Annotated in this window: 13 protein-coding genes; 12 read left to right on the forward strand and 1 reads right to left on the reverse strand. The window is 62.1% G+C overall.

Annotated elements, in window-relative coordinates; genetic code table 11:
* The first annotated feature begins 36 nt into the window (after positions 1-36).
* From DES49_RS11750 to prpD, 12 genes are all read left to right on the forward strand, one after another.
* Positions 37-2,142: a ComEC/Rec2 family competence protein gene (locus DES49_RS11750; protein ID WP_166646070.1), complete on the forward strand. Its 2,106-nt coding sequence runs from the start codon at positions 37-39 to the stop codon at positions 2,140-2,142.
* Positions 2,143-2,209: 67 nt separating this feature from the next.
* Positions 2,210-2,845, forward strand: a complete 636-nt coding sequence (locus tag DES49_RS11755; RefSeq protein WP_133736615.1) for a MotA/TolQ/ExbB proton channel family protein — start codon at positions 2,210-2,212, stop codon at positions 2,843-2,845.
* Positions 2,842-3,270 carry an ExbD/TolR family protein gene (locus tag DES49_RS11760; RefSeq protein WP_133736616.1) on the forward strand — a complete coding sequence of 143 codons (429 nt, stop codon included), beginning with the start codon at positions 2,842-2,844 and terminating at the stop codon, positions 3,268-3,270. The genes DES49_RS11755 and DES49_RS11760 overlap by 4 nt, the downstream gene beginning before the upstream one ends.
* Entirely contained in the window at positions 3,257-5,029 is a 1,773-nt protein-coding gene (gene msbA, locus DES49_RS11765) for a lipid A export permease/ATP-binding protein MsbA (RefSeq protein ID WP_133736617.1), read from the forward strand. The genes DES49_RS11760 and msbA overlap by 14 nt, the downstream gene beginning before the upstream one ends.
* 16 nt (positions 5,030-5,045) lie before the next feature.
* Positions 5,046-6,071 carry a tetraacyldisaccharide 4'-kinase gene (lpxK, locus tag DES49_RS11770; protein WP_133736618.1) on the forward strand — a complete coding sequence of 342 codons (1,026 nt, stop codon included), beginning with the start codon at positions 5,046-5,048 and terminating at the stop codon, positions 6,069-6,071.
* Positions 6,064-6,255, forward strand: a complete 192-nt coding sequence (locus tag DES49_RS11775; protein ID WP_133736619.1) for a Trm112 family protein — start codon at positions 6,064-6,066, stop codon at positions 6,253-6,255. Before lpxK ends, DES49_RS11775 begins: the two co-directional genes overlap by 8 nt.
* Before the next feature lie 16 nt (positions 6,256-6,271).
* The gene (kdsB, locus tag DES49_RS11780) at positions 6,272-7,039 is read left to right on the forward strand and encodes a 3-deoxy-manno-octulosonate cytidylyltransferase (RefSeq protein ID WP_133736620.1); all 768 of its coding nucleotides are present in this window, start codon (positions 6,272-6,274) and stop codon (positions 7,037-7,039) included.
* Between the two features lie 27 nt (positions 7,040-7,066).
* Positions 7,067-7,552: a low molecular weight protein-tyrosine-phosphatase gene (locus DES49_RS11785; protein ID WP_133736621.1), complete on the forward strand. Its 486-nt coding sequence runs from the start codon at positions 7,067-7,069 to the stop codon at positions 7,550-7,552.
* Positions 7,549-8,583: a UDP-N-acetylmuramate dehydrogenase gene (gene murB, locus DES49_RS11790; RefSeq protein WP_133736622.1), complete on the forward strand. Its 1,035-nt coding sequence runs from the start codon at positions 7,549-7,551 to the stop codon at positions 8,581-8,583. The genes DES49_RS11785 and murB overlap by 4 nt, the downstream gene beginning before the upstream one ends.
* A gap of 70 nt (positions 8,584-8,653) precedes the next feature.
* On the forward strand, positions 8,654-9,535 hold the full coding sequence (gene prpB, locus DES49_RS11795) for a methylisocitrate lyase (protein ID WP_133736623.1): 882 nt from the start codon (positions 8,654-8,656) through the stop codon (positions 9,533-9,535).
* A gap of 29 nt (positions 9,536-9,564) precedes the next feature.
* Positions 9,565-10,689 carry a bifunctional 2-methylcitrate synthase/citrate synthase gene (gene prpC / locus DES49_RS11800; RefSeq protein WP_133736624.1) on the forward strand — a complete coding sequence of 375 codons (1,125 nt, stop codon included), beginning with the start codon at positions 9,565-9,567 and terminating at the stop codon, positions 10,687-10,689.
* A 211-nt stretch (positions 10,690-10,900) separates the two neighbouring features.
* Positions 10,901-12,388 carry a 2-methylcitrate dehydratase gene (gene prpD / locus DES49_RS11805; RefSeq protein WP_133736625.1) on the forward strand — a complete coding sequence of 496 codons (1,488 nt, stop codon included), beginning with the start codon at positions 10,901-10,903 and terminating at the stop codon, positions 12,386-12,388.
* Positions 12,389-12,485: 97 nt separating this feature from the next.
* Here prpD and DES49_RS11810 read toward each other — a convergent pair whose 3' ends face one another.
* Complete coding sequence (locus DES49_RS11810) at positions 12,486-13,100, reverse strand: PEP-CTERM sorting domain-containing protein (protein WP_133736626.1); 615 nt, start codon at positions 13,098-13,100, stop codon at positions 12,486-12,488.
* Positions 13,101-13,700: the final 600 nt, after the last annotated feature.

Genomic DNA, 13,700 nt, shown 5'->3' on the forward strand with positions numbered 1-13,700 from the left:
GGAGCGGATCACCAGGGATGAATGGGAGATACAGCAATGCGCGCATGGATGCTCGCACTCGCCGGCTGCGCAATAATACTGGATTTGACCGCCCCTCCGCTAACCGACCTGCCCGAAGCGGCTTTCGAGGGCGGCCAGCAGATCCTTGAGGGGTATGTCTGCGCCCCCGCCACGGCGGATTCCGGGGGGCGCCTCAGTTTTCTGTTCTGTCCGGCGGGTCCCGATATCCAGCAACGGGGTTGGTTTCGCACCGGGGCCGTCCGGGTCACCACGGATGGCAACCTCTCGCGTCATGAGATCGCCGGCGCCATGCGCCTTACGCTTCGTCTGGAACCACCGATCGCGCCACTGAATACAGGCGGCGGTGGTTACGAGCGCTGGCTCTATCAGCAGCGCATCCAGGCCACGGCGGAGCTGGTGGATCGGCAGCCACTGGCGGACCACTGCGGCCTGGCCTGCCAGTACCACCAGTGGCGCATTGAGCTCATTCACCGGCTTGAGCGGCACCTGTCGCGGATGCGACACCCTGAGTTGGCCGAGGCGCTGTTGCTCGGCAGCCGTGCCCGACTGGGGGAGTCCCATTGGGACGTGCTTGAAGCTACCGGTACCCAGCATCTTGTCGCCATTTCCGGCCTTCATCTTGGGTTGGTGGCGATGCTCGTTGGCCGCGTGCTGGCTGCTCCGGCAGCGCGGACTTCCCCGGGTTACCCCCGTCTCGGGCGCTGGCTGCCCCTTGGCCTGGTCCTTGTGGGCGCGCTGGGTTACGCGCTGCTCGCCGGATTCACGGTACCCACCCAGAGGGCACTGGTCATGGTTGCCGTCACCGGGGTGCTGGTCAGTGGCGGTCGGCAGTGGCGGCTCTGGGATGGTTGGCTGCTGGCGGCAGTTTTTGTCATTGCGCTCGAGCCCAGGGCCCTGCTTGGAATGGGCTTCTGGTTTTCCTTCGGAGCCGTGGCCTGTCTGATTCTCGCGTTTGGCTCGCGGCAGGCGGGTACGGGCCCGGCCCGCTCCCTGTTGATTGCCCAGTTTGCCGTGGTTGCCGGGCTGATGCCGGTGATGCTCGGCTTTGGGCTCCAGCCTTCGCTGCTGGCGTTGCCGGCGAACCTCATTGCGATCCCAATGCTCAGCCTCGTGGTCATGCCCCTGCTGTTGCTGGCGGCGCCCCTGGTTCTGATGGCTCCCTCCACGGCGGACTGGGTGGAGCCCGGGCTGGATCTGATCTTCCGTCTCCTTTGGGGTTTGCTTACCTCACTGGCGGAGCTGGAATGGTCCTTTTCGGGGATCAGCGTCGGTGCCGCGATTCTCCTGGCCATTGGGATACTGGTTGCCCTTGGTCCGGTGGGGTGGCGCTACCGAGGCACGATCGCCGGGGCGGCCCTGGTGGTCCTGACGGTGCCGGTCCTTGAGGATACGGCGCCGGATCCGGGTATCGAGCTGCGTTTCCCGGATGGGGTCGGCGGCCCCGTGGCATTAGTTCGGCTCGACGACAGGGCGGTGCTGTTTGATGCCCGCGCTCCGGTTGCTGGCTATCGCGAGCGGACGCGGGACCGGATCTTCCCCTGGCTGTCCTCTCTGGGGGTGGAGCGGCTGGAGGCGGTAATCCTGAGTCACCCTGGTGTCCGGCCGGAGGTGCACTGGAATTTCAGCCAGGGACCGGTGGTGCGGGACCTGATTCAGGCTCATGCCTGTGGACAGAGTGAGCAGCTCGAGCTGGATGGCGTGGTCCTGAATGCCTGGCGGGATCCCCGGGGCGACGCGCTGACCCGGACGGAGCAGGCGTGCAATCTGATTGTCCGGCTTCAGGGCTTCAGGGCCGTACTCTTCGGGCCGATCCGACGCAGCGGTGAACGCAGGTTGCTGGCCTCCCTGGATAAGCCGGATGCCGTTGAGCTGCTGCTGGCCCCCAGGGGCGGAGCAGGGCGTTCCTCCCAGCGCGGGTTGATCGAGGCCCTGGACCCCAGGTGGGCCATACTCAGTCCGGCGGATTGGTCCCCATCGCCGCCGGCGGCCGAGCGTTACCGCCAGGCGGGTGTGGCGCCACTGGTGAGCGCGGAAACCGGCGAGGTCGTCGTCTCGCTGGGTGATGATGCGCCCAGGCTTACAAAGGCACGATCAACCAGCCCCTGGCATCCGGCGCCCTGATCGTTGCCCGTTCGCACCCAGGCTGTGCTAAAGTATCGGCGCTTGTTCAATGGCAGGGAGAGACTGCGTGCTAGAGCTTCTTAGGCCCGGCGGATTCATCATGATTCCGCTGCTGATCTGTTCCGTGTTGGCGCTGGCCATCATCATCGAGCGCTTTTACGCGCTGCGCGTGAATCGTGTGGCGCCCCCGGCGACCACCAATGAGCTGTGGCGCTGGATCAAGAAAAAGGAACTCAACTCCCGCAAGCTGCGGCTTGTACAGGAATCCTCGCCCCTCGGGCGCATCATGGTCGCGGGCCTGACCAACGCCAAGCATGGCCGCGACATCATGAAGGAAAGCATCGAGCACGAGGCCTCCCAGGTCGTCCACGAGCTGGAGCGCTTCCTCAACCCGCTGGGCACCATTGCCGTGATTACGCCGCTGCTGGGCCTGCTCGGCACCGTTATCGGCATGATCAAGGTCTTCGCCCAGATCCAGCTTGCCGGTGTGGGCGATCCCGGCGTACTGGCAGGCGGCATATCGGAGGCGTTGATCACCACGGCGTCCGGCCTGACTGTCGCCATACCGGCGCTGATCTTCCACCGTTTCTTCATTCGCCGTGTCGACGAGATGGTCGTCAACATGGAGCAGGAAGCCATGAAGCTGGTCGAAGTGGTTCATGGCGATCGTGACATCGTGGTCAACGAGGATTCAGAGTCGTGAAATTCCGGCGCCAGACCAACCAGGAGGTGTCGGTCAACCTGACGCCCCTGATCGACGTGGTCTTCCTGCTGCTGATCTTCTTCATGGTCTCCACCACCTTCACGCAGAAGACGGAACTCGAGATAGACCTGCCGGAAGCTGATGGCAAGGAGGCAGAGCAACCGGCCGATCACGTGGAGGTGGAGATCAACGCGGAAGGGCAATACTCGGTGAATGACCAGCGCCTGGACAGCAGCGATCGTGACGCGCTGCTGGAACGAATCCGCCAGGTGGCCGGGGACGACACCAGCATTCCCTTCGTGATTACCGCGGATGCCAAGACCAGCCATGAACTGGTGGTCCGGGCCATGGACGTTGCAGGCACCCTCGGCTTCTCGGCCCTGAGCATCAGTACCCAGCGAACGCCCAGCAATGACAACGAATGACGCCGCTGCCGGTGACATGACCAACTGGCAGGTGTACCGACGCCTGCTGGCCTACGCGATTCCCTTATGGGTGCCGTTCCTGATCGCGACCCTGGGGAACGCCGTCTATGCCGGCGCCTCCACCGGCATGGCGGCGTCCATGGAATTCGTTATTGAAGCGCTGGAAAACCCCACCGAGGAAAACCGCCTCTTCCTGCCCCTGTTGATTGTCGGCGTCTTCGGGATCCGGGGTCTTGGGTTCTTCTTCAGCAAGTACTTCATGAGCTATGTGGGGCGGAACATCGTCAACACCATGCGCATCCAGACGTTCGACCACCTGATGCAGCTGCCCTGCCGGTTCTACGACCAGACATCCTCGGGCCACCTGGTGTCAAAGATCACGTTCAATATCGAACAGGTCACGGACGCCGCCACGGATGCGATAACCATTGTTCTGCGCGAGGGTCTGACCGTTCTGGGCCTCCTCGGGTACATGTTCTACATCAACTGGAAGCTCACATTGCTGTTCCTGGCGGTCGGGCCGCTCATTGGCTGGATCATCAGTTATGTCAGCAAGCGGTTCCGGCGCATCAGCCGCAAGATCCAGTATTCCATGGGGGATGTGACCCATGTTTCGTCCGAGGCGATCACCGGTTATCGGGTGGTGCGCACCTTTGGCGGTGGGGATCACGAGTCCGGCCGTTTCCGCAAGGTCAGCCGTGACAACCTGCGCCAAAGCCTTAAGATGGCCATGACCCAGGCGGTCAGCACGCCCGTTGTGCACCTGATCGTTGCCTTCTCCATCGGGCTGCTGATCTGGGTCTCGCTGTCGCCGGAATTCCGGGACCAGATGACCACCGGCCAGTTCGTGGCCTTCATCACCGCCGCCTCCACCATGGCGAAGCCGGTGCGCCAGCTGACCTCGGTCAACGCCAAGATCCAGAAGGGCATTGCCGCCTCCCACAGCATTTTCGAAAGCCTGGACTATCCGCCCGAGCAGGATACCGGCAGCTATGACCCGGGCCGCGTCTCCGGTGAGGTTCAGGTCCGGGATCTGTATTTCCACTACCAGGACCAGTACGACTACGTGCTCAACGGCATCAACCTGGACATCAGCGCCGGGGAAACCCTGGCACTGGTGGGCCGTTCGGGCAGCGGTAAATCGACCCTGGCGAGCCTGCTCCCACGGTTCTACGAGCTTACCGATGGCGACATCCTGATTGATGGCGTCTCTGTCCAGGATTTCAGTCTTGAGGCCCTGCGTCGCCAGATCGCGCTGGTCACCCAGAACGTGGTGCTGTTCAACGATACCGTCGCCAACAACATCGCCTACGGCGAGACCCGGGGCGCGACCCGCGAAGCCATCCGCGAGGCCGCCGCCAAGGCCCACGCGCTGGAGTTCATTGACCGGCTTCCGGAGGGCTTTGACACCGTCGTCGGTGATAACGGCGTGCTGCTCTCCGGCGGCCAGCGCCAGCGCCTGGCCATTGCGCGGGCCCTGCTCAAGGACGCCCCCATTCTGATCCTGGACGAGGCCACCTCGGCACTGGATACGGAATCTGAGCGCTATATCCAGGAAGCCCTGGAAGTGGTGATGCGTGGGCGGACGACCCTGGTGATTGCCCACCGGCTGTCGACCATTGAATCCGCCGACCGGATCGCGGTCCTGGACGGTGGGCGTCTGGCGGAAATCGGCACGCACCAGGAACTGCTCAAGGCGGGCGGAGCCTACGCCGCATTGCACCAGATGCAGCTCTCGGAAGAACAGGCACCAACCTGACAGGAACACCACGCCCATGAGCCAGCGTATTACACGCCTCTGGTACACAAGCACCAAGCCCCTGCGCTGGCTGGCGCCACTGGCGCGGCTCTTTGGCTGGCTCTCGGCACGCCGACGCAACGCTTACCGGAATGGGCACAGGCGCGTGTACCGTTCCGGACTCCCCGTACTGGTGATCGGCAACCTGACAGTGGGCGGAACCGGCAAGTCCCCCTTCACCGCCTGGCTGGCTGCCTACCTGCGCCGCCAGGGTTGGCGTCCGGTCATCCTCAGTCGTGGCTATGGCGCCCAGCCGGACCATTACCCATTCCTCGTAGTGGCGGACTCCGATCCCGTGGATTGTGGTGATGAACCAGTCATGCTGGCCCAACAGACCGGCCTCTGTGTGCTGGTGGACCCGAAGCGCGCCAGGGCGGCCCAATACGCGGAGCAACAGGACCTCGGGGACATACTGATCTGCGACGATGGCCTGCAGCACTACGCACTGGGGCGTGACCTTGAGTTCTGCATCTTTGACGGCACCAACGGCCCCGGCAACGGCGAATTGCTGCCGGTAGGGCCACTGCGGGAGAGCCTGGACCGGGTACGCACCGTGGATTTCTGCCTGAGTACCGGTACGCCGAGCCATCCGGCATTCAACCAGCCGCCACTGAATGAACGCCAATGGCACGCGATACGCCTGGTGCCGAAAGGCCTGCGCCGGCTCGTGGATGATGAAATGCGCCCCCTGGAGTGGCTCAACGGACGGGTGGTTAACGCCGTCGCCGGGATCGCGCATCCGAACCGGTTTTTCGATACCCTGAACGAACTGGGTGCCCGGGTGATTCCTCACGCCTACGGCGATCATCACCGCTTTGAGACGGAAGATCTGAGTGTCATCCACGGCCCTGTCGTGATGACCGCCAAGGATGCCGTAAAATGTATGGACATCGCGGGGGCCGAAGTCTGGATCCTTGATGTGATCGCCCAGCCCGATGAAGGATTTGAAACGCTTCTCGAACAACGACTTGCAGCCCTGATGGAGAATGCATCGAATGGATAAACGTCAGATCGCGTTGTTGGCCTGTCCCGTTTGTCACGGCAAGCTGGTGTACGACCCTGAGTCCATGGAGCTGATTTGCCGCAACGACGCCATGGCCTTTCCGATCCGGGAGGGGATTCCCGTGATGCTGTCCGAGGAGGCCCGCACCCTGACCACCGATGAACGACTGACACCCGTTCGCTGAGCCACAGGGAGGCATCATGGCATTTACCGTCATCATACCGGCGCGCTACAGCTCCAGCCGGCTGCCCGGCAAGCCGCTTGCTGATATTGGCGGCCACCCCATGATCCGCCACGTGTGGAACCGGGCGGCTGAAAGCGACGCCGAGCGGGTGGTGGTGGCAACGGACTCCGAGGAGGTTCTGGCACGCTGCTCGGACTTCGGGGCCGAGGCCGTGATGACCGATGCGAACCACGCCTCGGGAACGGACCGGCTGGAAGAGGTGGTGCGCCGCCTCGCCCTGAACGACGACGCCATCGTGGTGAACGTCCAGGGCGACGAGCCCCTGATTCCGCCGACGCTGATCAATCAGGTGGCAGCCGCGTTGGAAGAGAACCCGGATGCCGCCATCGCCACGCTCTGCGAGCGCATCACCAGTGCCGAAGACCTGTTCAACCCGAATGTGGTGAAGGTGGTGATGGACGAGGCGGGCAGGGCGCTGTATTTTTCCCGCGCGCCCATTCCCTGGGCCCGGGGCGTATTTGACAACGACCAGGCCCGGGATGAATTGCCGGACACCACGGACTACTATCGGCACATCGGCATTTATGCCTACCGGGTCAGCCTGCTTCGCCAGTTTGTTGAATGGCACCCGGCGCCCCCGGAGCAGACAGAATCGCTGGAGCAGCTCAGGGCGCTCTGGCACGGGGCCCGGATCCAGGTTGCCGTCGCCCGTGATACACCGCCGGCTGGGGTGGATACCCCCGAGGACCTTGAACGTGTGCGCAAGGCCGTTGCCGGCCAATGAAAGACCCTTTTCCGGAGTGAACTGAAAATGGCAGAAACCACCTCCATCCTCTTTGTCTGCCTGGGCAACATCTGCCGCTCGCCGACGGCCCAGGGTATTTTCGAGAAACAGCTTGCCGCATCGGACCTTGTCGACCAGGTCCGCGTTGACTCCGCCGGCACCGGCGGCTGGCATGTCGGCCATCCGCCCGATCCCCGAGCCACCGAGGTGGCGGCGGGGCAGGGAGTCGATCTCGGGGTCCAGCGTGCCCGCCAGGTTACACCGGCGGACTTTGAGGCCTTTGACCGGATTCTGGCCATGGACCGCGCCAACCTCGCGGACCTCCAGGCAATGGCGCCCGAAGGTTCGCGCGCCCGCGTTGAGCTTTTCCTGAGCTATGCCCGGCATGCGGACGTGGATGAGGTTCCGGATCCCTATTACGGCGGCGCCTCGGGTTTCTCCCGGGTCCTGGATCTGATCAACGATGCCAGCGAGGGCCTGATCCGCGACCTGCGCACCCGGCTGGTTGAATGAACCGCGCCGTCATCGAGGAACGGGTCGACCTGCAGGCGCGCAATACCCTGCGACTGCCCGGCCAGGCCACCTGGTTCGCGCGCGTCCGGCAGGATGAAGCCATACCGGAGCTGTTCAGCTGGGCTGAGGAGCAGGGCTTGCCGGTGCTGGTCATCGGTGGTGGCAGCAACATCGTGCTGCGCTCCGGTTTCCGGGGTCTGGTGCTCGCCATGGCAATACGCGAACGCCACTGGGCGATGCTGGATTCCGACACCGCCCGGCTGACGCTGGGGGCCGGAGAGAATTGGCACGAAACTGTCCTCTACGCCTGCAAGGCCGGGTATCGGGGTATCGAGAATCTTGCCCTCATCCCCGGAACCGTTGGCGCCGCTCCCATACAGAATATCGGGGCCTATGGGGCGGAGCTCAGCCAGGTTCTACACAACCTGGAGGCCTGGGACCGCCGGGAGTCGCGCTTCCGTACCTTCACCTGCGACGACTGTGGTTTAGGTTACCGGGACAGCTGTTTCAAGCAGGACCCGGAGCGCTTCGTGATTACACGCGTACGCCTGACGCTCTCCCGGCACAGGTCCTTCCAGCTCAGTTACGGCGAGCTGGCCGAGGAGTACGGTCACCTCAAGGATCCGGATTCGGAACTGACACCGCTGGCAGTGGCGAAAACCGTCAGTGACATCCGCCGCCGCAAGCTTCCGGATCCCTCGTTTCTGCCCAATGCGGGCAGTTTCTTCAAGAACCCGGTAGTCTCTCCAGAGACGGTTGCCGACCTGCGAAAAACCTGGCCGGAGCTGGTGGCCTATCCCGAGAACGACAACTACAAACTCGCTGCCGGCTGGCTCATCGACCAGTGCGGCTGGAAAGGGTACCGAGGATCCCATGTGGGGGTGCACTCCCGCCAGGCCCTGGTACTGATCCATCATGGCAACGGCACCGGTGATGAACTGCTTGAGCTGGCGGAACGGATTCGCGAAGATGTGAGAAAGCGTTTCGGCGTAATCCTGGAGATGGAACCCCGGGTGGTCGGCAACGAGTGAATTGTTGACAGCTGTTTGGCGAATGCCGAGTATTCGACACCATTAATCGATGACAACCTAAGGTGGGTTCATGAACAACACAGCTTCACCCGGAAGGCGCTTCCGTGACGCACTGGCCCAACAGCCCCTGCAGATCGTCGGGGCCATCAACGCCTATTGCGGCATGATGGCCGAGAAGACCGGCCACAAGGCCATCTACCTCTCGGGCGGGGGCGTGGCCAACGCCTCTTTCGGCCTTCCGGACCTGGGGATGACCACCATGAACGACGTGGTCGAGGATGCACGGCGCATCACCTCGGCTACGGACCTGCCGCTGCTTGTGGATATTGATACCGGGTGGGGCGGCGCCCTGAATATTGCCCGCACCATCCGCGAAATGGAACGCGCCGGTGTTGCAGCCGTGCACATCGAGGACCAGGTGGCCCAGAAGCGCTGCGGCCACCGTCCAAACAAGGAAATCGTCAGCAGCGAGGAAATGGTCGACCGCGTCAAAGCCGCTGCCGACGCCCGCCATGACCCGGATTTCTTCATCATCGCGCGCACGGATTCCTTCGCCCAGGAGGGCAGGGAAGCCGCCATCGCCCGCGCCAAGGCCTGTGTCGAAGCCGGCGCCGACGGTATTTTCGCCGAGGCTGTGGCGGACCTGGACGACTACCGCGCCTTTGTAGCCGCGCTGGACGTACCCGTGCTCGCCAACATCACTGAGTTCGGCCAGACGCCGCTGTTCAACCGCGAGGAACTGGCCGAGACCGGCGTGGGCATGATCCTGTACCCATTGAGCGCCTTCCGGGCCATGAACAAGGCCGCGCTCAACGTCTACCAGCACCTGCTGGACGACGGCGACCAGAAAGCCGTGGTCGACGACATGCAGACCCGCCAGGAACTCTACGAATTCCTGGACTACCACGACTTCGAGGCGAAGCTCGACGAGCTTTTCGCCCAGAAAAAGTAACCAGTACTGACAGGTAAGAGGGTAACACCATGAGCGAGAAACCATCCGGAGGCGCCGGCCTCCGCGGCCAGGTCGCCGGCGAAACCGCGCTGTGTACCGTGGGCAAGACCGGCACCGGCCTTACGTACCGTGGCTACGACATCACCGACCTGGCCAACAACGCCCAGTTCGAGGAAGTCGCCTACCTGCTGCTGCGCGGCCACCTGCCCAACCACCGTGAACTCGACGCTTACAAGAAACGCCTTTCACAAAAGCGCCAGCTTCCTGACACCCTCAAGGAAGTCCTCGAGCGCATCCCGGCCTCCGCGCACCCCATGGACGTCATGCGCACCGGCTGCTCCATGCTCGGCAACCTGGAAACCGAGGAGAGCTTCGACGAACAGGACGAGCACATCGACCGCATGCTCGCGGCCCTGCCTGCCGTCATCTGCTACTGGTACCGCTACAGCCACGACGGTGTGCGCATCGACACCAACCAGGACGACGACACCATCGGCGCCCACTTCCTGCACATGCTCCACGACCGCAAACCGAGCAAACTGCACGCGGAAGTGATGAACGTCTCGCTTATCCTCTATGCCGAGCACGAATTCAACGCCTCCACCTTCACCGCCCGCGTCTGCGCCTCCACGCTCTCCGACATCCACTCCTGCGTCACCGGCGCCATCGGCAGCCTCAGGGGCCCCCTCCACGGCGGCGCCAACGAAGCCGCCATGGACATGATCGAAGGCTTCCAGGACTCCGACGACGCCGAACAGCAACTGCTGGGCATGATGGAGCGCAAAGAGAAAATCATGGGCTTCGGCCACGCCGTCTACAAAGAAGCCGACCCCCGCAACGCCATCATCAAGAAATGGTCCCGCGCCCTGGCCGAAGACTACGGCGACACCAGCCTGTTCGACATCTCCGAACGCTGCGAAGAAGTCATGTGGCGCGAAAAGAAACTCTTCCCCAACGCCGACTTCTTCCACGCCTCGGCCTACTACTACATGAACATCCCAACAAAACTCTTCACCCCCATCTTCCTCATGTCCCGCCTCTCCGGCTGGACCGCCCACGTGAAGGAACAGAGAGCCAACAACCGAATCATCCGCCCCAGCGCCGAGTACACCGGCCCGGAACACCAGGAGTGGTTGCCGATCGACGAACGATAACGACAACCACCCCAGGTTTCGAGGCTGGCGGCGGCCAGCACAATATCTGGGGGATCAGGCGGGCGGTACGGCTTCCCGGGAAGCTCCGGAGCCATGGATGGCGGAGGCGCAGCGTCCAGGGATGGATTCATAGCGATTCCCGGGAAGCCGTACCGCCCGCCTGATTCCTGCACTTCATCATCAATCTGGAACGAAACCCGAAGGAACCACAATGAGCGCCAACGTAGAAACCAACATCCGCCCCGATTACGACGACATCATCCAGAAAATCGCCGACTACGTCCTCAAACCCAAAATCAAGAACAAAGAAGCCTGGGACACCGCCCGCAACTGCCTCATGGACACCCTCGGCTGCGGCCTCCTGGCCCTGCGCTTCCCCGAATGCACCAAACACCTCGGCCCCATCGTAGAAGGCACCCAGGTCCCCAACGGCGCCCGCGTCCCCGGCACCCCCTTCCGCCTCGACCCCGTAAAAGCCGCCTGGGACATCGGCTGCATCATCCGCTGGCTGGACTACAACGACACCTGGCTGGCCGCCGAGTGGGGCCACCCGTCGGATAACCTCGGCGGCATCCTCGCCGTGGCCGACCACCTGTCCCAGAAGCGCGTCGCCGAAGGCAAGGACCCGCTGACCATGCGCGACGTCCTCGAAGGCATGATCATGGCCCACGAGATTCAGGGCGTGCTCGCGCTGGAGAACTCCTTCAACCGCGTCGGCCTCGACCACGTCGTGCTGGTAAAAGTCGCGTCCACCGCCGTCACCGCCAAGCTCATGGGCGCCAACCGCGAAGAGATCATGACCGCGCTCTCCCACGCCTGGGTCGACGGCCAGTCCCTGCGCACCTACCGCCACGCCCCCAACGCCGGCTCACGCAAGTCCTGGGCCGCCGGTGACGCCACCTCAAGGGGTGTAAGGTTGGCCGACATCGCCCTGCGCGGGGAAATGGGCATACCGGGCGCGCTCAGCGCACCCCAGTGGGGCTTCTATGACGTGCTGTTCAGCAAGACCAACCGCGACCAGCAGGTCAAGCCCGAGAACCAGCGCCAGTTCACCCTACCGCAGGATTTCGGCAGCTACGTGATGGAGAACGTGCTGTTCAAGATCTCCTTCCCGGCGGAATTCCACGCCCAGACCGCCGCAGAGGCCGCCGTGACCCTGCACCCGCAGGTCAAGGACCGCCTGGACGAGATCGACCGGATCGTGATCACCACCCACGAATCCGCCATCCGCATCATCTCCAAGGAAGGCACCCTGGCCAACGCCGCCGACCGCGACCACTGCCTGCAGTACATGACGGCCGTGCCGCTGATCTTCGGCAACCTGACCGCCGACCATTACGAGGACGACTTCCACGCCAACAACCCGGTCATCGACGAGATTCGCGGCAAGATGGAGGTCCAGGAAGACGAGCGCTATACGCGGGAATATCTCGAGGAAGACAAGCGTTCAATCGCCAATGCCATCCAGGTGTTCTTCAAGGATGGCAGCAGCACGGAGAACGTCGCGGTTGAATACCCCATCGGGCACCGCCGCCGGCGCAAGGACGGTATCCCGCTTCTGGAGAAGAAATTCCGCAACAACCTGGCCACACGGTTTACCCAGGGCAGGGCGGAGACCATTTTCGAGCTGTGCAGGGAGCAGAAGACGCTGGAGAAGACCCCGGTTCATGAGTTCATGAATCTGTTTGAAGGCTGTTGAATGAATTTGAGGCTATAGGATAGCGAAAAACGGCACCTTCAGGGGTGCCGTTTTCGTTAGAGGATGCCGTACCATCAAATCACTGCACGGATATGCGTCATATAATCCGACGGCGGAGTCCGATCAGGGCCAAGCCGATAGCCAGGAGGCCTAATGTGGCGGGTTCTGGAACTTTTGCGGATTCTGGATCTTTTGATAAGACCGTTATTTCGGGCACAGACCAAAATCCCAAGGAAGCCCTGACGCCCTCAACGTCGAAACCGAAAAAGCCATCGTTATCAATGTTTGTCCAGATCTGATCCTTTATCGGATCACCAGGCTCTGAAATGTTATCACTTTCAAGGTTAAGCCCGAAGCTTGCGGGGATGTTTACTGCATTCCCCCGCCAATTGGTGATTTCACCGTTCGCGTCTGCCTGTCCACTCCACATGTACAAAGACCCGGGAGAACCCTTTCCGTAATTCAGGTTCACAGCCCCAGACCCTTGATGCATGGTGAAAGCGAATTCGTCGCCGGTAAAGGATGCGCCCAGAAGGTCAAAGTTGCTCCCATCAGTTTCCCAAAGTAATAGGCCATCGACATGGTCATAGAAGTCGAGGTCACCAGGTGACGTGGAGCCGATGAGCGTATTGTCGAATTCCCAGCTTACCAATGCCGCATTTGCGATAGCTGGTAATAGAAACAATGCGATAACGGCCGCCCGAATTTTCATAACTACCTCCTGTATGTTTGATTTTGTCCTCGGGGTGAGTCCTGCATATATCAAGCCATCCCTTGCAGTCCTTCACGGTACCCTATGGCAGAGCGGATCCTAGATCTCTGGAAGGATGACGCAGGTCCCTGAGTTCATGGACATATTTGAAGGCCTTTGAATGCATTGACCGGATACCATAGAGCTTAAAAACACTCAAAACACCAGGAGCGCATCCGGACCCTGGAATCGGCAAGTGGAAAATAACTGGACATGGGACTGTGTACAGCAGATGCCCGCCCCAAGGCCTGGGACGGGAGAGCATCAAACCACTGTACGGATGTGCATCATATAATCCGACGGCGGAGGCGCAGCGTCCAGGGATGCATTTATAGCGATTCCCGGGAAGCAGTACCGCCCGCCTGATTCCTGCACTTCATCATCAATCTGGAACGAAACCCGAAGGAACCACAATGAGCGCCAACGTAGAAACCAACATCCGCCCCGATTACGACGACATCATCCAGAAAATCGCCGACTACGTCCTCAAACCCAAAATCAAGAACAAAGAAGCCTGGGACACCGCCCGCAACTGCCTCATGGACACCCTCGGCTGCGGTC

The sequence above is a fragment of the Halospina denitrificans genome, assembly GCF_004364635.1.
GTDB classification, from domain to species: domain Bacteria; phylum Pseudomonadota; class Gammaproteobacteria; order Pseudomonadales; family Oleiphilaceae; genus Halospina; species Halospina denitrificans.